Consider the following 20,883-nt stretch of genomic DNA (forward strand, 5'->3'; position numbering starts at 1 on the left):
AGTCGAGACAACCTTGAGATTTAGATTGAAATGAAAGATAACTCCACCCAAGGCAGTAATGCGTATTCTGATCCTGATCAGGCCATTTGTAGTCATGTGCCAATAGCACTTTTTAAGGCCGACAGAGATGGTCATATTCTGGATTGTAATCCCGCGTTTGTCCTTTTCTTTGGTTATGAGGAAAAGTCAGCCCTTCTTCGTTCCCAAAAGAGCGGTCCCTTGCTCGCATTTATAGCTGAATATCTTAAAGCTGGTAACAATGGAATTGAGTCGTCTGTGCGTCTGAGCGGTAGTGCTCTGGATCAAAAGGGTACGCTGCTTGGAGTAACTGCCTTGTTCTCAATTCAGCGGGATGGAGCAGGGGAAATAACAACCTGCACTGGATCTGTTGAAGCGGCATCAGGTAGAGAGGATGGTTCAGGGATGGATTCTCAACTTCTCAGGATAGTTGTTGAAAAAAGTCCGATTGTGGTTTTGCGCTGGAAAAATATTGAGGGCTGGCCGTTGGTTTTTGTCTCAGAAAATGTCAGTATATTCGGATATTCAGCCAAAGATTTAACCTCCGGGAAGCTTGATTTTGCCTCAATTGTATACCCTGATGATCTGCATCGGGTGGAAATGGAGGTAAAGGATTTTACTGAAAGAAAATTCGATAGTTTTACCCAGGAATATCGTCTTGTCACAAGTTCCGGAGATATTCGGTGGATCAAAGATTTTACCAAAATTGAATGGGGTGATAATAGAGAGCCTCTCTATTATCAGGGGGTTATCTTTGATATTTCAAAAGAAAAAGAATTTGAGGCGGAGCTAAAGCTCTTTAACAGTGCAATTGAAAATGCCACAGATCTCGTGGGGGTTGTAGCCCAGGAAACACAGCAGCATATCTATATGAATCCTGCCGGTATTGAATTGCTTGGTTACGAAACTCTTGATGACATTCTTGGTTTACCAATCTCCTTTTTTCATACAGACGAAGATATGAAATGGATGGAGAGGGAGGTTCTTCCAGTTATCATGAGAAATGAGATATGGAGGGGAGAGAACCGGATTCTACGAAAAGATGGTTCAATTATCCCTGTCCAGCAGAGTTTATTCCTGATTAATGATCCTGATCGTGATAGTAAAATGATTGCGACTCATATTACTGATTTGTCGGCGTATAAAAAGGCTATGGAGGTGATACAACTCAGTGAAGCACGTTTGGAAACACTTCTTGTACTCAATCAAATGAGTGAGGCCAGCATTGAAGAACTTTCGGATTATGCTATAGCTGAGGCAATCAGGCTAACAGGGAGTCAGGCAGGCTATCTTGCCTGGACAGGTGATAGAAAACTGAGTTGCTGGCTGCGAAATTGTGAGGCTACGGAGCCAGATGCAGACCTCATAAAAGTTCCTGTAGATAATACAGAGTATTTCGATACATTACGGGGGGATCGGATCCCATCTCTTGTTAATAATCCTGCTGAAGTGAGGCCAGATGTGAGTTTTTGGCCGGAAAAAGGGCTTACGATTGATCGATACATGAATATCCCCATTTTTGATGGAGCGGATTGTGTCCTGTCAGCCGGCGTTGTTAACAAAAATTCTCCCTATGATGATAAGGATATTCAACAACTGCAGTTGCTTTTGGAGGGGATGTCCAGAATTGTCAGGGAGCGTGAAGATCATGATATCCTTAAGGTCAGCCAGGAACTCCTTGCCGAGGCTCAAACCCTGACAAAGATGGTTGTCTGGGATTACGATGCAGAGGAGGGCGTCTTACGTTGTCCAACGAAGATTTCAAATAGTCTGGGGATTAAAGCCGTGGCAGAAGGTCATATTGATCCAAGGGCAACCTTGGACACCTTTGCTCCTGGAAATGAGATGCTCGCTCAGGATGCTGTGAGTAGGTCCCTTGCGGGTGAGCATGTACGCGAAGAGTTCAGTGTTGTTGATAAAATGGGTCATGAGCGAACCTATCTCGTTTCGATGAAAGCTATTTTTAGCGAAGATAGACATCCTGTACGATTAATTGCCATAGGAAATGATATTACAGAACTCAAGCGCGTAGAGTTTGAATTACGTCAACATAGGGACAGTCTAGAGAACCTGGTAAAGGACCGCACTTCAGCATTAAGTGAAGCAAAGGATCAAGCTGAACAGGCAAATGCCGCAAAATCAGCATTTTTCACCAATATGTCCCATGAACTGCGCACACCGCTCAACTCAATTCTTGGTTTTTGCGGTCTGCTGGAAAGAGACCATACACTCCACAGCGGCCAAAAAGAACAGGTGCAGATGATTCAGAAAAGTGGTGAACACTTGATGGCACTGATCAGTGATGTACTTGATATGGCAAAAATTGAAGCAGATGAGCTTGAAGAGAATCCTATAAATTTTCCTCTGGCCCTCTTTTTAGAAGAGACAGCCGACATGTTCAGACAGCAGGCTAAATCCAAAGGGCTGCAATTTAGAGTTGAACAGGATGTTGAGGGCTTATGTATTCGCTGTGATCGGGATAAACTACGACAGGTGTTGATTAATATTCTTGGTAATGCAATGAAGTTTACCACATCGGGTGAAATTCTTTTGCACGTAGCCCTCCAGGAACATGCGGAGGTTCCGGCTAATGTTCTCAGGTTGATGGTTTCTGATACTGGCAAGGGGATTTGCGCCCTGAAATTACCAACTATATTTACTCCCTTTACGCAAGCGGGCCAGTCTGCAACTGATACCAAGGGGACGGGGTTGGGACTCGCCATTACCAAAGCCTTGATCGATAAAATGGGTGGCGAAATTGAGGTAACCAGTAGAGAAGGAGAAGGAAGTTCCTTTTTTATCACGCTTCCCGTTCGGATCGTTGATTCTGCTGAGGTTGAGACTATTGTCAAGAAACGGGTAGTCGGTCTTGTTCAGGAGAATAATCCCCCCAAAATACTCCTTGTTGAAGACAATGAAATGAGCAGATTGTTTCTCAATAAATTACTCACTGATGTTGGTTTTGATGTTGGTGAGGCGGTTCATGGAGTAGAGGCTATAGAACAATATAGGGCATGGAAACCTGAGTTAATCCTTATGGATATTCGTATGCCGGTGATGGATGGCCTGGAAGCGACCAGACATATTAAAACTCTTTGCCAGTCAGGTGAGGATACACCTATTATAGCTCTTACAGCGCAGGCCTTGAAGGAAGAAATTGCTGCTATTATGTCTGCTGGTTGCGATGACTTTATCCCCAAACCATTTAATGAAGATCGACTTTTTAGTGTGTTGCAGGAACGTCTTGGAGTCGAGTATCTCTATGAAGTGGATGGTCAAGCAGTGGAAACTGCAGTTGCTCAAACTGTTGTAAGTAGTGAGCAAAATGAGATTCTTACAATTGATATTCTTGATACCAGTGGTCCCCTTGAGCAGGTGAGTGGGGATGACGAATTTTACAGGGTGCTACTCACAAAATTCTTAGAAGATTTTACAGATGCAGATAAGGCAATTCAGTTCTTTATTGATGAAAAAGATCTTGAACAAGCGACATTACAGACCCACACAATCAAAGGGTCATCGAGTATAATAGGCGCAAAACGTCTGTCTGCTCAAGCTGCTTTACTTGAACATGCGCTTCGCACAGGGGAGGAAGGCTTGGACGAATTTAAACACTTTACCCAGATCTTACAAAAGACTGTGGGGGTAATTTCAGCCTATATCGAGGGGTGAGTTGAACGTGCTCTGGTCCTGATGCGTTTTGGAACCCGCTCGTTGTGTCATTTTCTGACAATGGTGAGAATCACTGCCACAATGATCATTGAAGCTCCAAGATAGCCAAAGAGGGTGAACTGTTCCCCAAGAAAACAATATGCAGTGATTGCTGCCACTACGGGCTCTATTGTTGCCACGATGGACGCCTTACCCGCCTCAAGTTTTTTAAGTCCCAGGTAGTAACACTGGTTGGCGATAAAGGTTGATACAGAGGCCACAAGGAGCAGTGCTAGCCAGGCGAGGGGACTTTTTGGGCTGAACTGAACAAATGGAAGAATACCAAGGACTCCAATGGGCAGTATGTACAGGAATAAGTTCGCAGAGGAGTATCGGCCAGAAAAGTGTTTACCAATGGTGTAGTAGAGGGAGTAGCAGAAGCCTGCCGTGAGTCCACTGAGAATTGCCAGTGGGGTGAGAGGGAGTGTTGAGTTACTGTTACCCCCACTGTTAGAGATAAGGAAAACACCTGCAATAACTAGGAGAATTGCGGAAATCTTGGTTAGTGTCAGTCTCTCTTTGTAGATAACAAAAGAACAGGCAACAACCCATGCAGGAGCTGTATATAACAATACAGAGGCAAGGGCCGCCCCCCCGGAATTAATTGCATAGAGATAGGAGGTATAAAAAAGAGAGATTCCAAGCAGACCAAAAATGGTTAAGAGAGGAATGTCTCGTAGATTTACCGTAGTCTCTTTTCGGATAAAGGCCTGTGTCGCAAAGAGGCCCCAGGCAATGAGTGCCCGCCAAAAGGCAACTTCCAGGGGGAGAATACCTTCAGAGAAGGCAAGGGATGAAAAAATCCCTATTAAGCCCCAGGAGGACGCCGCCGCAATAATAAAGGTATAACCGAGTAACATGTTATTCATTTTGAAAACCTGACCGTGGATCTCTTGTGATTTTGTTAAGAGTGGTTTTATCCTGATTACGGACGAGTTTTGGTAGATTACCCCAGAGACCTATCTTGGCGTCTTTTACAACGAGAATCCCACGTATTCCTTCAATTTTACCTACTGTATCCAAGACCTGTTCCACGTCGATGTTACTAGAAATCGAATTGCATACCAGTGTTGCCGCAGAATCTGCAAGTGCACCGTCTTTTGCAATAACTGTTGCCAGTTCGCAATCGCCGAAGCTAAGGGAATGTCCCATCTTACTTGAGGAAGAGCAGATGGCCAGGGGGAGTTCTTCTGGGGTTAACTGAAACGCCAACTGGGCCCCGATGGAATTTTTCCCGGCATAAATTCCTATGGTTACGGGGGTGTTTGACATTACATACATGTCGCCTCCATTTTCTACGATGGCTTCGCCGCAACCTGCATTTTTAGCAGCTTTTACCCCAGTCTGAGCTAACGTGCCCGCAACGGAGGCCATGGGCCCGAGGCCTGTCGCATGGGAGGCCTCGGTCATATCGATTGCAATCTGTGGAGCATTTTTTAAGAGATCGACTGGAGTTAAGGACGTTTTGAATTCAGGATGGCGAAGGATATATGTCTCAAGATTTTTTCTCTCCTCTACTATGGCGCTCGTTATGAGTTCAAACTCAGAACCATAGACCTTCAAGTGAGTGTCTTTCCACGAGAATGTTCTAAACCTACGCATTATAGAGAATGCGGGTGATGCGTAACGTTTTTCTCACTGACCTTTACCCGTTGCACCTTAAAATGCAGAGCTGCAAACATCGTAGGGACAATTACTAATGCAGGCGAGACATTCAACGCATTTATCCTCATTGAAACTGACAGTTCTACTTGTCTTGTCAATATAATCTAGAGCCCCGGTGGGGCAGTGGACAATGCAGTTCCCACAGTGGGCACAGCGGTCCGCATCCCACAATAAACCAATATTTCCAGAGTGAATTGTTACATCAAATTCAGAAAGATAAGTGAAACCACGTTCCATGTTTGCTTCTGTTCCGCTGATTTCCAAGGAGAGATATCCCTCCTCTTCCGGGGTGACTTTGGCTCTGTAAATATTGACTACAAGATCGTATTCTTTAATCAATTGGTAAACAATGGGCTTGTCGGTTTCGCTTTTGGGGAAGTAGAGATATACCTTTTTGGTGATCATTTTTTCGGCCCCTTTACTTCCAGCCCATTCATACCTTGACCTAAAGGCAAACGTTGACTGGGTTCTGATATTAAAAATTTTCCATCCTCAATTTCAGCCTTGAGAATGTTGCTGATTTTTTGCGCCTTGTGGTAGGAAGACATGGAGGATACCTTGACTTTTCTTCCGTCCAGTTCAACTTCACCTGAGCGAAGCTGTTCATAGGTGTATCTGGCGAGGATCTTGCCGGTCTTTTGAGGATAATCTACCGAGTAATCAGTGACACAGCCGATGATTTCACTGTCCCGTACCGTTGTTGCTTTAAGAATTTCACTGTTGAGGATAGGAATAGGTATGCCGACCCCAAGAGACAGGGATACACCGTAGCCTTTAAAACTGACGCCCCGGACAAATTCAGGGTCCATGTCTTTCATATTGCCACTTAAGGCAAGGGTTCCAGCCCCTTCAACAGGCACCCCATTTTCACCCCGTTCAACTGCACTGCAATGCTGGGTGCCTTCGGCGTAGACAATCCCTTGTGCTCCTGCAAGCCACACCTTGGTGCCGAGCCCAATGGTCTGATAATGTGGATCATTGAGCAGGGGAGATAATTGCCCCGCCGAAGAGTAGGTCATGTTCCGCATATTCGGCTTAAGGGCTCCCATGTATGTGTAGACAGTTTTATCCGAGGTATTGACTGCAACATTGTAATTTTGATAGCAGTTTCTCGGGTTAGTCATGGTTGCCTGGTTGAGATCATTGATGTCAAAGGTGGTTCTGATCTCTCTTCTGGGGTAATCATCAGTGCCGTAGGAAAGACCAAAGAGTTGCAGTTTTTTGCCTGCAATCAGATCTTCTATAACATGACCTCCACCGTAGCGGAATTCCCCCGGATAATACATGTTTGCAGGATCGTTATGGCGGAGTTGAGTCGCTCCAAGATAGACATCCACTGCCGCTATACCGCAGTACGCCTGGACATCACCAATCCATGCCTCGGTCATGCGTATTTTAGGTGTAGAGTGGCCAAAGTTAAGAACACAGCCGGAGGAACACATAGGACCAAAGGTTGCTGTGGTAACTACATCAATCTCTTTTGCTGCAGCCTCAAGTCCTTTCTTATCCACGTATCCGATGACTTCTTCAGCCGTCAGGACCACCGCTTTACCAGAGGCGATTTTTTCGTTAATTTCGGCGTAGGTTTTGGCCATTGTCTATTTCCTATATCACTTATGGCTACCTTGAAAAATTGGTCCTTTGCCCAACTTCATTGTTGCACTCAAAATTTTATCCTCGGAATATCAGTTATATGCCTGTGGTAAAATTTTTCACGCATCCCGAATTTGAATGAAGGACCTGATTTTTCAAGGTACCCTTATATTTACATTAACAAATGTATCGTCTTTTCGTTGCCATGCAATAGTAATAAGGTAACAGAGCATGAATGAAAAGCAAATAAAACTCCTGGTGCCGTGTACGATTAATGAAATGTTGTATCTCCGGTTTTTTTCTGTGGCTCAGTGGAGAAGGGGGGCGTTGATGGATGTTGACTGGGATGAGTTTGAGTTGCGGAATCTTGTGTACAAAAGGCTGTAAAAGGCTTGAGTCACCAGGGAGAAACTGTCACGTCTCTTCCTGGTGTACTATTCGATATGCTGGACTTAGTCTCCGATACCAGCCTTCATTTTTGTCAGATAGTTATCGATGACATGGAGCGCTTTTGCCTTTTTCTCCTCAGGACTGAAATTTGAGTTGCTGTAGATAGCATCAAGTTTATCAGTGATGGCATCAGAAGAATGACTCAGGTGCTGTTTGAGATGTTCTTCGTACTGTTTGTGTGCTTCATGGTCTGGACAGTACCAGTCATGTCCAGTATCGCTCGTGCTGGCCATAGCAGGGCTGATGAAAAGTGAAACAAAGAAGAGTGAGCAAATTATTCTAGATATGCGAGTGGTTGTTAGCATTATTGCCTCCATATGCATGATGTAGAACGAACAGTTTAGACATAATGTTACAATATGCCCTATAAATAATATTTTGCATATACCCAATATTCTGTTTCCAGAATACTGTCAGTCGCCTCGATCTGTCAATATAATAATTCGCTTAAATACAGAATATTACATTTGGTTGTATGGGGTAGAGTCTGGGGAGTGAACAGCTCGGGAGTATTGGGGCTGAGGTACAACTATGATCTGTAATAAAAATTTATGGGGCTGTCTAAAAATGGTAGAGCGATTATAATATATGGCTATGTTAAACCAAGCATCGATATTCGTCGTTAGCAAGCGAAGATTGCGGCAACTTGCAGCCATGACATGGTACGTGGGAAGCATTGTTCTGCTTTATAAGGCTGCAACATTACTGCTGGAGGCTTTTGCCCTTGTACCGGGTGAAATCTGGCCATTAATAGGTGCAATAATAGGTGTCTTCATTGGGCTTATCAAAGCGACCTATCTTTTTAATACAAGTTGCAGGAAAAATCTGCAAAGAATAAACTCACTTAACACTCCTTATGTCTGGTTGTTTTTCCGTCCAGGTTTTTTTCTTTTTCTCACCCTTATGGTTATAGCAGGTGCAACGTTATCACGGCTTGCCCAAGGTAATTATTCTCTACTTATATCGGTTGCAATTATTGACCTGAGTATTGGTGTTGCACTGTTGATGAGCAGTAGGGTCTTTTGGCTAAAGCATTAATCTAAAAATCAAACAACTTAATCGCCTAAAAACCACTTGACGCAATAACCTAAAAGTGACTGAGCTTAATGGCCTAAAAAATAAAATTACGTATCTCTCTAATAATAGGCCGTACAATGTCGACACCACAAGAAAGACTTGCACAATCTTTAGCCATTTTGAAGAAGCTTCAGGATGAAGGAATTGCCGCAATTCATACAAGAAATATGACACGCACTCATCGAGAGCGCTTGCTAAGTAATCGTTTCATAAAAGAAGTCATTAAGGGATGGTACATTCCTGTGCGCCCTGATGAACCTACTGGTGAAAGCACAGCCTGGTAAGCAAAGGCACTATCCATGATTTCTGATGTTTCTGAAGTTTTACCCAAAATTCTTGAGGGCGGACACAGCACAATAGCTGGGCGGCTTGCTGGAGCATTTCGAAACATAGGAAGAAGTACGATTGCTGATAATATAATCGAAACAATGAAGTCTGCTGGGTACAGTATTGCAGAGAATGACCCGTTTGAAGAAAGGGCAGCTATTGTTTTTGGTGACAGAGAACTTTCTCCATACGTTAACCGAATGCGGATGAACTGGGTAAATATGCGTGATATTATGTTGGAAAAATTCCCGGCACCTCCTACCTCACAGATGCCTATCATTCACTTTCTATTGAAGGATATCGTGTGAGCGAAGAACTTATTGAGCGCGTACGCTCTGGTAGCTGGAGTCCCGAAGACAACTGTAAGGATGAAGAATATGCAGATACTTTGGTCGCGCGGAGTACATGGCTGCTCCAGAAGAAGCAAGCGTAAGAAAAAACATAGAACCATTTGCCAGATTTCTAGCAGAACTTGTTCAAAAAGGAATGGTACAGTAATTGATATTGGATGATCTACCTGGGGCATTCAGGGCTTCTTGATATCTTATTAACTCGGCGGGCACTTGTTTTACAGCCATAGGGCGTTGTTCATACGCTCTTTTGCTACTGGTGGTAGAAATAAACCAAGAGTAGGATATAAGGTAGGTAAATTTTGACAATAAAAAAAGGAGTTAGCCGGAAAACCAGCTAACTCCTTGAAATATCTTGGTAGCGGGGACAGGATTTGAACCTATGACCTTCGGGTTATGAGCCCGACGAGCTACCAGACTGCTCCACCCCGCGTTAAGTTCGGCCACTATACACCCTTAAAAACTATTGTCAACGATTCAAATCGTTATTGTAAATATAGTTTGGCGATAGTTGATTATATCTCTTTTACCCCTGATACTTCCAAAATGAATGGGGTGAATGCCGAGCTGGTCCATGACCGGTAAAAAGACAGGCGTGAGGATAACCTCCATAGGATGTGAAAAAAGTTCTCTTTGGAATTAATGTAATGTGCAGGGAAGGTTGTGTTAGTGTATTTTCAATTCTTCTTACCGAGTCGTTAGATAATTTTCATCAAATTCAGTCTGTACAAGGAACATTCAATATGCGTAATTTTGAACTGGAAGTTCATTTTTCTAAGTGGGAATTTAAGGCCAGACACCATATGACTGCATCGGATGTGGAAAGTATGTCAATGAAAGATCTTATGGCTATAGCAACGCCAAAAGAAAAAGCAGGTTTTGAAGATTTGTGGCTTGGCTACACTGAGACTTGGGGTGATGAAGAGTTACGTCAACGTATTGCTACCACATATTCTTTTATGGCAAAGGAGAATGTGCTCTGTTTTTGTGGCGCTGAAGAAGGAATATATGTGGCAATGCGTGTTCTGCTGCAAAAAGAAGATCATGCAATTGTTGTTGTTCCAAATTACCAGGCGGCAGAAACTTTACCTCTTGAAATATGTGAAGTGACAGGAGTTGCTCTTCAACAAAATAATAATTGGAGTCTCGCTCTAGATGATGTGGCGAAAGCCATTCAGGTCAATACCAAACTGATATCTATTAATTTTCCCAATAATCCAACGGGCGCGACAATGCCTGTAGATGAGCTCAGGGCACTGGTTGCGCTTTGCAGAAAGTATGATATCTACCTGTTTAGCGATGAGGTGTATCGCTTATTGGAGCTTGATGAAAGAAAAAGGATGGTGCAGGTGGCAGACCTGTACGAGAAGGGATTTTCTTTAAATGTTTTGTCTAAAGCCTATGGCTTTCCGGGTCTACGAATAGGGTGGATTGCATCACAGGATAAGGAGATGTTACTTAAATTCGAAAAATACAAACACTATCTGTCTATCTGTAACTCTGCCCCAAGTGAATTTTTTGCAAAAGTTGTGTTGAATCACCGGGAAGAAATTTTGAAGCGTAACCGGAAGAGGTTAGAACACAACTTGAGTGAATTAGAAAATTTTTTTAAAGATTATCCTGATATTTTTGACTGGTATAGACCTGACGGTGGATGCATTGCTTATCCCCGTTATAAAGGAAGGGGAACAGTTGAAGATCTTTGTGAAGCTCTGTTAGAAGAGCACGGATTGTTTCTTCTGCCTGCTTCGATATATCGTTCAGAGTTAATGGACACCCCAAATGATCGTTTTCGTATCGGCTTTGGCAGGCGTAATATTGAAGAGGGCCTTGCTGTGTTTCGTAGGTTTCTTGACAGCACAAATCTAACGCCTCATTCATGATGTACGTGTTTCGTCACCACTTTTTGCAACATTGTTATTAAAAATTTTTGAAATGTTTTTTCAGTGAATGTGGGGACTTTATCCTCTAATTGGATCAAGGAGATTGTGTTGATGATCTCTTTTTTGCCGGTGGAAATGGCTACGAGATTATCTGAATCCATTTGATTGGATGTGATAACCCCAAGACCAACATCGTTTTCAATGGAAGCAAGGACTGCTTGAATACTATCAACCGTTAGAACTGTATTGGTTTTTACAGACTGCCTGGCAAAGTGGTGACTAAACCAGCCATTTATGGCAAGGGAGTTATGGTCATAAGATATAAAATCCTGCTGAATCAAATTTTCATAAGAGAGATCACCCTTAATATGGTGTTGAAAGTAGGTCTTTGAACAGGCAAGGATGATTTCTTCATCCATAATGGCTTCAACGTGATACTGGTCAAGCCTGTCCTGGTATGACTTCTGATTAAGAAAAAGGTCAGTTAAGGCAAAGTTCAACTCCCCTGTGGCCAGCATATTCAGAAGTGTCTCTTGATTTCCCAACTCAAGTGAAAACGTAACAGCTGGATATTTTTTTCTAAACCCACTGATTATCTTAGGCAAATACGCCTTGCCAAACTCAAAAGGTGCTCCCAGGTGTAACATCCCGTGTGGGGTATTCTTGCCGTGGATGAAATGTTTTAAACCATCTTCGAGCTTAAGGAAAAATGGTTCTAGTATCTGGATGAGCTCTTTTGCCTCGGATGTTGGAACGAGTTTGTTGTGTATCCGGGTAAAGAGGCGGGTTTGTATTTCTCCTTCCAGGTTTTTCAGATTTTGGCTGATTGCAGATGGTGTAACATTGAGTTGCCTTGCAGCACCGCTGATACTGTTACACATGTAGATATAGTAGAAGACCTTAAATTTATTCAGATCGACGGTTCTAAGCATGACTTACCCTGTGACTGATTGTGCTTTAAATCAATTTATCCATTAACAATGCTGAATGGTCAATTATAAACCGTAATTACTAGCTGTTAACAGCGGTAGGGAGAGGAGTAAGTATATATCCTTTAATATTTACCTACAGCCGTATCAAAATATACCATGACAAATCTCCAACACGTAGTAACTGAGAAAATTTGAGTACTTGATGGTGAAACAGTGACCGAGATTCAATTTGTAGATATCCCCGTATCAGCCTGGGAGGAAAAGTGGGGATACGACAAGATCCTCAACATTACCCTACCTGATGCAGTATAAAGCATTCACACAACATATTTAAGTGCCGGTGCTGAATATCATAACGCTCTTTTCCTCTATCGTTGGGGGAACGGTGCTAAAGGAGCAAGCAATGGAGAGAAACAACAGCAATTTGACGAAAATTCTGGCCCATTTATGAGCCGTAAGGGTGGTTGCCAGGCGCTGTATTAACCGTGTAATATATCCATCCTGTCTCCGAAAAGGCTATTCATATCTTTGGCTTTCCAGGTTAAAAAAAACAATCCCCATCCAAGTCTTAGTGAATGAGGCTGGATACTTTGCTGCGTGAAAGTAGAAGTTGTTGTGATGTAAGGGATCATGACAACCCCGTTATTCACCATCTTCCTGAGGGATGGAAAAGGTTATTCTGGAACCTTTGCCTGGTGTGGAAATTATTTCAATTCCAGCACCAATTGATTCTAATCGATCACCAAGAGCGGATAAACCGAATCCTTTTTTCAGGTTGAGTGGGTTAAAACCAATGCCGTTGTCTTCAACTTCAATTTTTGCTACTCCTTCTTCTTTGAGGACTACAACTGATGCATAGTTGGCCTTTGAATGCTTTATGCAGTTGATCACAGTTTCCCGTGCGGCTCTATAGAGTGTGACCTTTTGGTAATCATTGAGCTGTAAGGGATGGTCGATAAGATTGATACAATCCATTTCAATCGGGTAACGACCCGATATGTCCTCAACCAGCCAGGCGAGGGCGGCTTCCAGCCCAAAGTCGTAGAGGACAGGTGGGCTTATCTGGAAGGTCAGTGAGCGGGTATCGGCAAGAGCTGTCTCAAGGTATTCCTGTACATTGCCCAGGGCATCATGGCCTGGATTCGTGCAGTTAAAACTCTTGAGATTTGAAATGCTTAAAGCCAGAAGTTGAGTGACGCTATCGTGCAGGTCTTCTGCGATAGCCTTTCTTTCACGTTCTTCTGTCGAGATTAATTCCGCTGAGAGAGTTTCGAGCTTTTTCTCAATATTCATTCGCTCGGCATCCATGAGGTTTTTCTGGATATTTACAAGATGGTTTGTCTTCTCGGCAATGATTGCGTCCCGGTCAAGTATCTGCTGGGTATGTTCAATCTCAATTTGTTCTGCACCTTCAATGAGTTGTTGTACCGCAGGAATAGAATAGAGTATTCGATTCCAGATCCTTGGTATAAAGCCTGGATCTTTAAAGGTGAATTCAAAATCATAAATAGCCTGTCCTGATTCACCGTATCGCTGCGGTCCTTCTTGTACGCAAATAACTTTCCCTTCTATATCAGTTACTCCAGAGAGGCGGGCATAGGATTCAAATACCCCAAGATGCCACATCATACCAAAGTCCTTCATGATGATATCCGGCTTATGGATAAGCCTGACCACTGCGTGACCACGTGTAATAGAGAGGAGTAAGGCTTCTTTGGTTCTATTATATTTATCGTTTTCGCTGACAAGTCTTTTTATGAGTCGATATGGGCCAATGAGCGGGACACCAAGTGCTATTTTCAGGCTCGACTGGGTTTTGTAGAAGGTTGAACCACACTTGTAGGCGAAGCCGGGATCATCAATATATTGCTCAATGGTAGTATACAGGGCCATCATGAACATGTTGGAAAACCAGTAGTCCCTGGTTTCGAGATGGGTGAGCTCAACCAGTTCGCAGTGACCTGTCCGAAGATTCTTTATATAGAACGGGCCCATATCTCTTGTCTCCCGCACAATATTTTGCAGATCGACCTCAGGATGATAGGTCCTGATGCAGTGAATCAGCCATAGGGTATTCATGCCTGACAATTGCTTTGGCATGGGTTCTTGGCTATTGTGCGTAGCGGAGCGATGAACAGTGTCCCACCAGGTTTGGTTATCCGTGGTTGATGAGAGGGATCCTTGGGAGGCCATGGCAGACGAATCCTCTAATTTATAATTGCCAGGCAAGACTTACGATAAGCATCTGATTGGTTTGGCTCTGGGTTCCATTTACAAGAGATGCGGTGCCACTGTTGGATATTTCTCTGTCTTCATAAAAATCATGAGCGTAACTTATTTTCCCCGTGATATTCTTAATCTGCTTCCCTAAACCAACTGTAAGTGTATGTTTGTTAAGTCCGCTGACTCCAGGCTCAAATGTTTCGTCCGGGACCGGATTTTCCTCAAAGATATATCCCGCTGAAAAACGATAACCAGCGTCGGTCTGATAGCTTCCCCCAGCCATATATCCCCAGACATCATCCCAGTTTTTTTCTATGGTTCTGGATGTTTGTCCGGCGATGGGGGCTTCACTTGTAACCGAAAGCTTCTCGTAACATGAATATTGTTCGAGCCTTGTGGCAACTTCAAAGACCCACTTGGGGGAAGGTTTGTATGCCACACCCAAAAAGAGTTGACCAGGAAGGTTGAGTTCTGACTCAGCACCAGTATCAGGGAAGAGGCTGGTTAATAAAGGGCTACTTACGGGCAGAGAAAAACTGACGTCGCCATCAAGCTCAACATCCACTGGACTCCTGTAGGAAGCACCTATTGACCAGCGTTCTGTTGGTGAATAGGTCGCACCGATATTCCAGCCATATCCTGTACCGTCCGCTTCAAAACTCTGCTTTCCGTCTGGCAGACCGACGCTTTGCAGTGGAACCATTTGCTGGAGCGACGCCTCCGTGTAAATAACTCTAAATCCAGTCGCAATTGCAAACTGATCACTGAATTTAAAGCCAAGAGAGGGGTTGATATCCCATGTCACCAACTCAGATTCAGTTGTAATATATTTGAAGACTGTATCGTTGTCGAAATCACTGCCGAGACCAAAACTGTTATTGACGGTAAAACCTAATGAGATGGTGTCTGTTGTCCTGTATGTGGCGGCAAAATGGACAGGAGAGTATATTTTAGAATTTGATTCGTAGGTTTCACCCGTAACGGAGGAATCAAGTGTTTTTTCAGGGCTAAGCAGGGAAAATCCGCCCTCTAGATTGAGGCCTTCAAACTCAAGTTGATGGACCGGATTGTAGTATATCGATGAGATACCTTCCGCATGGCCAATAGTTGCGTTACCAACACCTACGGGGCCCGCACCTTGGGTGAAGTTTGAAAATCCCGCCCCATAACTTGTGCTGCCAATGAAAAGGCAGGTAAGGGTGAGGAGTGCTGTCTTTTTGTTTGTTCGCCTACATTGAGGTGGAGTTTCGCAGGTAGTAAAAGGTTGGAGATTTTTCATAGGTATCAGATGTGAAATGTTTTTATGAACTGTTTCGTCGGAAATGTCTTGTCGCTTTACGGAGTTGATTTTACAGCTAGTTTCAACAACAAAACAGAGAATCTATCTGAATGAGAATGGAATTTCAACTAAAGAAATATTGATTTTGCATGGGGAAAACTTCATTCCTCCCAAAGTGTTCACCATGATAACGGTGGGCTACTTGGATGTGTTCATCATAATTACAGTTGGAACAACTGTTACCAGGGGCGGGCCCGTTTTCTCATGGAGATAGAATAACTCAGCCTCATTCTCAGGCCTGTTAATCCATGCTGGATAACGTGGTGAGATAAGCCAGGTATGGCTATTCTTTTTATATATTGTGGGACGATTTTGATATTAATTCGTGGCAGATGCTTGCTGAGTAAAGACGGCTGTGAAGACTATGTTACAGGACTTTCCAAATCCCTTCAGCAGTTGCAATGAGCCGTTCACCACAGCGTAATTCGCCCTGCATGAAGACTATGGATCGTGTTTTTCTAAGGACTTTGGCTTTACCAAAGAGTAGATCCCCAGGTTTTGATGCAGAGATAAATTTGACGTCAAAGGAAATTGTTGCAGCTCTTCCACCCTCACCAAGTACTCGATGAACAGCTGTTCCCATTCCAGAGTCCATCAGGCTCATGATAAAGCCGCCATGGGTAATACCACCTGGGTTCAAGTGAATGTCTTGTACCATGGTTCTGAATTCGTAGGCAGTTTTAGAAATTGTTCTGAACTCCAGACCGCCGTTGTGTTTCATAAAGCCAACAAGGCTTATTTGTTGAAATGTGTCGTTCATATTTTTGTGGTGATTGTATTGTATATAGTGGAGAATCTCTTACAATCCGGCTGATGATACTTGTATCAGTATTTTTCGATAACCTCAAGGAGGTCAAGACATGATATGGGACTTATATTGCCATTATTTCACTTTGCGGGACTATACAAAAAACTCTGGGTTGGGCTTGGTGGAGTAGTTACGTAGAGCATTGCGGGATGCACGGTCAACCAGGGAGAAAATCAGCTCAATCTTGCTCTTGTTTTTGGCTGGTGCATGGCCTCTTACCTGGTTAAAAGTAAGATCCAAATTATCAGTATATTGGAAAAATTGCTTATAGAGTTCATGGTTGTTCAGTAGTTTTCCGGTTTTTGCGTAGTAGTGGTTTGCTTCCAGTCTTTTTCTTCGCGCGTTCAGTCTGACAATATTTTGGGAATCTGTATATGAGATGATCTCAGTTGCGGATATTTCTGATAAGGCCCATAACAGTGTCTGTAGTTCCAATTTTGTGGAAGAGGTGTCAGCAAATTGTTTAATTTTTATCTGGTCAGTTTGTGGTTCGCCGTCTTCAGGTAATACCAGATATGCCCCATAACCAATCTTTAATTTTGTATTCACACTTCCATCTGTAAAAAGCGATATTTTCATACTACTCCAAAATTCAAGGTGTGAGGTTTAAAAGCGTGAAGTGTGTTTTTTTTGTTAGAGACATGTTTATACTCTGAGCGCTGTGTGAAAACGAATGGGCATCTTCTAGAATATACACGTATTGCAAATTTTACAGGAGACTGTTACATACATAGTCATCGCTAGGGGTGCTTCTTGCTGAGAGGAAAAATCCAACCCTTGGAACCTGATCCGACTAATATCGGCGAAGGAAAGCGGCGTTATAAAAATCATCGTATCTGATCTATATATAATGATAAAGCCGCTTTTCCAGTAATTAGGAAGGCGGCTTTTTTTATTGTAATGGAGGATAAATGAACATTCGTGTTAATGGCAAGGTTGAAACTGTTGACCCGTGCACCATCGCTGAACTTGTGAAGGCAAAGGGCTTGGCCGCCCAGTCACTTGTGGTGGAACATAATCGTGAAATTGTAAAACAAGCGCAGTGGACAGAGGTGTCTCTTCAAGAAGATGACCAACTGGAATTGCTCAGTTTTGTAGGAGGAGGTTGAGAAGATGCAGGATACAAAATTAGTTCTTGGAGGGGTGGAATTTGATAGTCGCCTACTCACCGGAACCGGAAAGTTCAGTTCAAACAGTCAGATCCCTGCTATGCTTGAGGCAAGTGGCTCAGGGATGATCACAGTGGCACTTCGTCGTATCGATCTCTCTTCGCCTGTTGAAAATATTCTCGAATTCATACCAAAGCATGTGACCTTATTACCCAATACGTCAGGGGCGCGTACAGCGGATGAGGCTGTACGGGTAGCTCGTATTGCAAGGGAAGCCGGCTGCGGGAAGTTTATTAAGATAGAGGTTATCACAGATATGAAGTACCTGATGCCGGACAATATTGAAACCTTGAAGGCCACCGAGATTTTGGCAAAAGAGGATTTTATTGTTCTTCCCTATGTGATGCCAGATCTTCCTCTTGCAAAACGTCTGGAGGGAGCAGGTGCTGCTGCTGTAATGCCCCTTGGATCGCCTATTGGTACGAATCGAGGTCTGGAAACAAAATCGATGATTGCCCAGCTCATTGAAAACTGTAGTCTGCCTATTGTCGTCGATGCAGGAATTGGCAGGCCTTCCCAGGCAGCAGAGGCCATGGAAATGGGTGCGGATGCAGTGCTTGTGAATACTGCAATTGCCACTGCTCAGGACCCGGAAGCTATGGGACGTGCCTTTGGCCTTGCTGTTCAGGCTGGTAGAATGGCATATCTTGCTGAGATTGCAGGTGAGAGTCACTTAGCCAAGGCGTCATCTCCGTTAACAGGCTTTTTAGCACCTTAGAAATTCAATTCTTGTTTTTTATGATTGAATTTTGTGAAGGTACGTATCCAGGCTTATTTTCCCGTTCACCGGGGTTAGATTGATTTTTTATGTGAAAAGTATCCGGAGCGTCTAAGGTCTAATTCTCGAATGTAAGTACTATACCTGAGGAATTGCTGTGTCATTTTATAATATTGTTAAAGAGTATGAGGACTTCGATTTTCAGTCGTTTTTCGCATCGGTGCAAAATGCTGATATTGAGCGGATCCTGGCCAAAGAGAAATTAACAAACCTCGATTTTCTCATGCTGCTGAGTGAAAAGGCGGCGGATTATCTTGAGCCAATGGCTGCTAAAGCTCAGAAGTTGACTATTCAGTATTTTGGTCGAACAATTCAAATGTTCATTCCACTCTATATCTCAAACTACTGTTCAAATGAGTGTACTTACTGTGGCTTCAACTTGAAGAATAAGATAAAGAGAAGAAAGCTGACCATTGAAGAAATCGAGGTGGAGGCCCGTGAAATTGCCAAGACCGGTATTCAGCATCTGTTGCTCCTCACAGGTGAGGCAAAAGAGGTGACTCCGACGGCCTATCTGGTGGAGGCGGTTCGCTGCCTGAAAAAATATTTCGCCTCGGTATCCATTGAGATATTTCCAATGGATGAGCCGGATTATCGGCAGCTTAAAGAAGCAGGCGCTGACGGTCTTACTCTCTATCAAGAGGTGTATGATCAAAAAATGTATAAAAGCGTTCACCTCGCAGGTCAGAAAAGTAACTATGAATATCGCATTAATGGGCCGGAACGAGGAGCAAAGGCGGGGTTTCGGGTGGTTAATTTAGGGAGCCTCCTGGGGCTTGGTGAGATGAGGAGTGAGGCGTTTTTCACAGGGCTCCATGGGCGCTATCTTGACGATAACTATCTTGAAACTGAGGTCGCTTTTTCCTTACCCAGGTTTAATCCAGCTGAAGGTGACTTTAGTCCTGAGAACTGTGTTGATGACAAAACCTTTGTACAGTTTCTCTGTGCCTTTCGTCTATTTATGCCAAGGGCTGGTATTTCTGTATCAACGCGGGAGTCTGCTGCCTTTCGGGATAATCTCATCCCTCTTGGCGTCACCCGTTTTTCAGCAGGATCATGTACTGGGGTAGGCGGCTATGTGGACGAAGATCAGTCTTCGACACCGCAGTTTGAAATAACCGATGAGCGCAGCGTCGAAGAAGTCGCTGATGCTATTGTTAAACATGGATATCAACCGGTGTATAAAGATTGGGATCTCATCGCATGAGGGTCGGGATAGCAGGTGTTGGCGGAATTGGCTCAAATGTGGCTGTAAACCTTGTTCGCAGTGGTGTCACAAAGTTTACCATTGCCGATTTTGATACTGTGGAGCGTTCCAACCTTAATCGACAATTTTATTTTGAAGATCAGATAGGTGAGCCCAAGGTTGCCATGCTCATGGAGAACCTGCTTCGTATCAATCCCAGTGTTGATATCAAGGTGTTTCCTGAGCGTTTGGACAATTTCAACATTGTTGATGTTTTCAGTGATTGTTCCTTAATAGTAGAGGGCTTTGACGGTAGTGGTGACAAGAAAATGTTGTTGGAATTATTTGCAGGCGACAGTCGTACCATTGTTTCAGCAAGTGGTATTGCCGGGAGCTGCGTGGATAATCTTACAAGCCGCAGGTTAGGGAATAGTTGGATCGTTGGCGATTTTGTAAGCGATTGCAATGATGCCAAACTGTATGCCCATAAAGTCATTGCCGTAGCAGCGATAATGACAGATAAAATATTAACAGAATGTGGTCACTATGATGGAAAAGAGTAGTAAACAAATCCTTGCAGAGGGTATCTACGGGATAACTGCGGAACGGTTTTCTTTGGGGAGAACTAATCTGGAAGTGGTGAAGGAGATGATCCGCGGCGGCATTACAACAATCCAATACCGAGAGAAAAAGCATCAAAAACATGTCGGGGAGATGCTGGTTGAATGCCAGCAGATCCGAGAACTCACAAGAAAGCATGGTGTCACCTTTATAATAAATGACCATGTGGACCTTGCTCTTTTAGTGGATGCGGATGGTGTCCATGTGGGGCAGGAGGATCTTCCGGTTGCGGCTGTTCGAAGTCTTATGGGAGATGATAAGATCATTGGGCTTTCAACCCACAACCCAGAGCAGGCAAGAGAGGCTGTTAAGGTGGGTGCAGATTATATTGGTGTTGGCCCGATTTACACCACCGAGACAAAAGAAGATGTATGTGCCGCTGTGGGACTGGAATACCTTGAATACGTTGCTGCAAACTGTCCGCTGCCCTTTGTCGCCATTGGTGGCATCAAAGAACATAACATTGGCGAGATTGTCTCCCGCGGAGCAAAGACAATTTGTCTGGTCACTGAGATTGTGGGCAGTGAAGATATTTATTCCACCGTTGTTGGCCTGCATCGTCAGCTGAAGTAGTAAAAGTTCCTTCCTTTTCTGCCAACTTGTTTTGCTCGTTGGCAGAGTCATATAGTTGCTGTTTTTTGTCCTCTATTTCCCTTCAGTTGTTCTTCTTATTCAATCTATTTCTACTCTCTGTTATAGCCTCGTGGGTCATAATGAACCACAAGATTCATGGATTTGTGTGTCAAAATGACC

General features: G+C 43.6%; 23 protein-coding genes, 1 tRNA gene and 1 riboswitch. Of the genes, 13 read left to right on the forward strand and 11 right to left on the reverse strand.

Annotated elements, in window-relative coordinates:
* Positions 1-30: 30 nt before the first annotated feature.
* Positions 31-3,690: a PAS domain S-box protein gene (locus ACX6CI_RS00630; protein WP_458776244.1), complete on the forward strand. Its 3,660-nt coding sequence runs from the start codon at positions 31-33 to the stop codon at positions 3,688-3,690.
* 47 nt (positions 3,691-3,737) lie between these two features.
* On the opposite strand, the gene ACX6CI_RS00635 is transcribed toward ACX6CI_RS00630, so the two are convergent.
* Genes ACX6CI_RS00635 through ACX6CI_RS00650 form a run of 4 tightly spaced genes read right to left on the reverse strand, consistent with a single transcriptional unit; the run spans position 3,738 to position 6,989 of the window.
* Entirely contained in the window at positions 3,738-4,598 is an 861-nt protein-coding gene (locus ACX6CI_RS00635; RefSeq protein ID WP_458776245.1) for a DMT family transporter, read from the reverse strand.
* On the reverse strand, positions 4,591-5,331 hold the full coding sequence (locus ACX6CI_RS00640; RefSeq protein WP_458776246.1) for a UPF0280 family protein: 741 nt from the start codon (positions 5,329-5,331) through the stop codon (positions 4,591-4,593). The genes ACX6CI_RS00635 and ACX6CI_RS00640 overlap by 8 nt, the downstream gene beginning before the upstream one ends.
* 57 nt (positions 5,332-5,388) lie before the next feature.
* A complete protein-coding gene (locus ACX6CI_RS00645) occupies positions 5,389-5,799 on the reverse strand; it encodes an NIL domain-containing protein (RefSeq protein ID WP_458776247.1) in 411 nt (136 codons plus the stop codon).
* On the reverse strand, positions 5,796-6,989 hold the full coding sequence (locus ACX6CI_RS00650) for a homocysteine biosynthesis protein (protein WP_458776248.1): 1,194 nt from the start codon (positions 6,987-6,989) through the stop codon (positions 5,796-5,798). Before ACX6CI_RS00650 ends, ACX6CI_RS00645 begins: the two co-directional genes overlap by 4 nt.
* Before the next feature lie 229 nt (positions 6,990-7,218).
* On the opposite strand from ACX6CI_RS00650, the gene ACX6CI_RS00655 reads away from it, so the two are divergent.
* Complete coding sequence (locus ACX6CI_RS00655) at positions 7,219-7,374, forward strand: hypothetical protein (RefSeq protein WP_458776249.1); 156 nt, start codon at positions 7,219-7,221, stop codon at positions 7,372-7,374.
* Between the two features lie 65 nt (positions 7,375-7,439).
* On the opposite strand, the gene ACX6CI_RS00660 is transcribed toward ACX6CI_RS00655, so the two are convergent.
* Positions 7,440-7,742, reverse strand: a complete 303-nt coding sequence (locus ACX6CI_RS00660; protein ID WP_458776250.1) for a hypothetical protein — start codon at positions 7,740-7,742, stop codon at positions 7,440-7,442.
* A gap of 283 nt (positions 7,743-8,025) precedes the next feature.
* Between ACX6CI_RS00660 and ACX6CI_RS00665 the strand changes: the two genes are divergently transcribed.
* The 4 genes from ACX6CI_RS00665 to ACX6CI_RS00680 all read left to right on the forward strand — a co-directional run bounded on the left by ACX6CI_RS00665 (position 8,026) and on the right by ACX6CI_RS00680 (position 9,274).
* On the forward strand, positions 8,026-8,475 hold the full coding sequence (locus tag ACX6CI_RS00665) for a hypothetical protein (protein ID WP_458776251.1): 450 nt from the start codon (positions 8,026-8,028) through the stop codon (positions 8,473-8,475).
* 116 nt (positions 8,476-8,591) lie between these two features.
* Complete coding sequence (locus ACX6CI_RS00670) at positions 8,592-8,798, forward strand: hypothetical protein (RefSeq protein ID WP_458776252.1); 207 nt, start codon at positions 8,592-8,594, stop codon at positions 8,796-8,798.
* A 15-nt stretch (positions 8,799-8,813) separates the two neighbouring features.
* On the forward strand, positions 8,814-9,149 hold the full coding sequence (locus ACX6CI_RS00675; RefSeq protein WP_458776253.1) for a hypothetical protein: 336 nt from the start codon (positions 8,814-8,816) through the stop codon (positions 9,147-9,149).
* The gene (locus tag ACX6CI_RS00680; RefSeq protein WP_458776254.1) at positions 9,146-9,274 is read left to right on the forward strand and encodes a hypothetical protein; all 129 of its coding nucleotides are present in this window, start codon (positions 9,146-9,148) and stop codon (positions 9,272-9,274) included. The genes ACX6CI_RS00675 and ACX6CI_RS00680 overlap by 4 nt, the downstream gene beginning before the upstream one ends.
* 273 nt (positions 9,275-9,547) lie before the next feature.
* On the opposite strand, the gene ACX6CI_RS00685 is transcribed toward ACX6CI_RS00680, so the two are convergent.
* Positions 9,548-9,624, reverse strand: a tRNA-Met gene (locus ACX6CI_RS00685).
* Here ACX6CI_RS00685 and ACX6CI_RS00690 point away from each other — a divergent pair.
* Both ACX6CI_RS00690 and ACX6CI_RS00695 read left to right on the forward strand, forming a co-directional pair.
* The gene (locus ACX6CI_RS00690) at positions 9,588-9,776 is read left to right on the forward strand and encodes a hypothetical protein (RefSeq protein ID WP_458776255.1); all 189 of its coding nucleotides are present in this window, start codon (positions 9,588-9,590) and stop codon (positions 9,774-9,776) included. The genes ACX6CI_RS00685 and ACX6CI_RS00690 overlap by 37 nt on opposite strands.
* Positions 9,777-9,934: 158 nt before the next feature.
* Entirely contained in the window at positions 9,935-11,074 is a 1,140-nt protein-coding gene (locus ACX6CI_RS00695) for an aminotransferase class I/II-fold pyridoxal phosphate-dependent enzyme (protein ID WP_458776256.1), read from the forward strand.
* Here the strand turns inward: ACX6CI_RS00695 and ACX6CI_RS00700 are convergent.
* The 5 genes from ACX6CI_RS00700 to ACX6CI_RS00720 form a co-directional block, all read right to left on the reverse strand.
* Positions 11,065-12,006, reverse strand: coding sequence for a LysR family transcriptional regulator (locus ACX6CI_RS00700; protein ID WP_458776257.1), 942 nt, complete (start codon positions 12,004-12,006; stop codon positions 11,065-11,067). The genes ACX6CI_RS00695 and ACX6CI_RS00700 overlap by 10 nt on opposite strands.
* A gap of 642 nt (positions 12,007-12,648) precedes the next feature.
* Entirely contained in the window at positions 12,649-14,199 is a 1,551-nt protein-coding gene (locus tag ACX6CI_RS00705) for a sensor histidine kinase (protein WP_458776258.1), read from the reverse strand.
* A gap of 19 nt (positions 14,200-14,218) precedes the next feature.
* Positions 14,219-15,508 carry an OmpP1/FadL family transporter gene (locus tag ACX6CI_RS00710; RefSeq protein ID WP_458776259.1) on the reverse strand — a complete coding sequence of 430 codons (1,290 nt, stop codon included), beginning with the start codon at positions 15,506-15,508 and terminating at the stop codon, positions 14,219-14,221.
* Between the two features lie 427 nt (positions 15,509-15,935).
* Complete coding sequence (locus ACX6CI_RS00715) at positions 15,936-16,328, reverse strand: PaaI family thioesterase (RefSeq protein ID WP_458776260.1); 393 nt, start codon at positions 16,326-16,328, stop codon at positions 15,936-15,938.
* Between the two features lie 141 nt (positions 16,329-16,469).
* Positions 16,470-16,955 (reverse strand): RNase H family protein, encoded by a 486-nt coding sequence (locus ACX6CI_RS00720; RefSeq protein ID WP_458776261.1) that lies wholly within the window; start codon positions 16,953-16,955, stop codon positions 16,470-16,472.
* A gap of 153 nt (positions 16,956-17,108) precedes the next feature.
* A riboswitch (TPP riboswitch) is annotated at positions 17,109-17,204 on the forward strand.
* An 83-nt stretch (positions 17,205-17,287) separates the two neighbouring features.
* On the opposite strand from ACX6CI_RS00720, the gene thiS reads away from it, so the two are divergent.
* From thiS to thiE, 5 genes are all read left to right on the forward strand, one after another.
* Positions 17,288-17,485, forward strand: a complete 198-nt coding sequence (gene thiS / locus ACX6CI_RS00725; protein WP_458776262.1) for a sulfur carrier protein ThiS — start codon at positions 17,288-17,290, stop codon at positions 17,483-17,485.
* A gap of 4 nt (positions 17,486-17,489) precedes the next feature.
* On the forward strand, positions 17,490-18,263 hold the full coding sequence (locus tag ACX6CI_RS00730) for a HisA/HisF-related TIM barrel protein (RefSeq protein WP_458776263.1): 774 nt from the start codon (positions 17,490-17,492) through the stop codon (positions 18,261-18,263).
* A 157-nt stretch (positions 18,264-18,420) separates the two neighbouring features.
* Positions 18,421-19,530: a 2-iminoacetate synthase ThiH gene (thiH, locus tag ACX6CI_RS00735; RefSeq protein ID WP_458776264.1), complete on the forward strand. Its 1,110-nt coding sequence runs from the start codon at positions 18,421-18,423 to the stop codon at positions 19,528-19,530.
* Positions 19,527-20,072, forward strand: coding sequence for a sulfur carrier protein ThiS adenylyltransferase ThiF (thiF, locus tag ACX6CI_RS00740; RefSeq protein WP_458776265.1), 546 nt, complete (start codon positions 19,527-19,529; stop codon positions 20,070-20,072). The genes thiH and thiF overlap by 4 nt, the downstream gene beginning before the upstream one ends.
* A complete protein-coding gene (gene thiE, locus ACX6CI_RS00745) occupies positions 20,056-20,703 on the forward strand; it encodes a thiamine phosphate synthase (protein WP_458776266.1) in 648 nt (215 codons plus the stop codon). Before thiF ends, thiE begins: the two co-directional genes overlap by 17 nt.
* Positions 20,704-20,883: the final 180 nt, after the last annotated feature.

Source organism: Desulforhopalus glucosivorans (assembly GCF_054397165.1).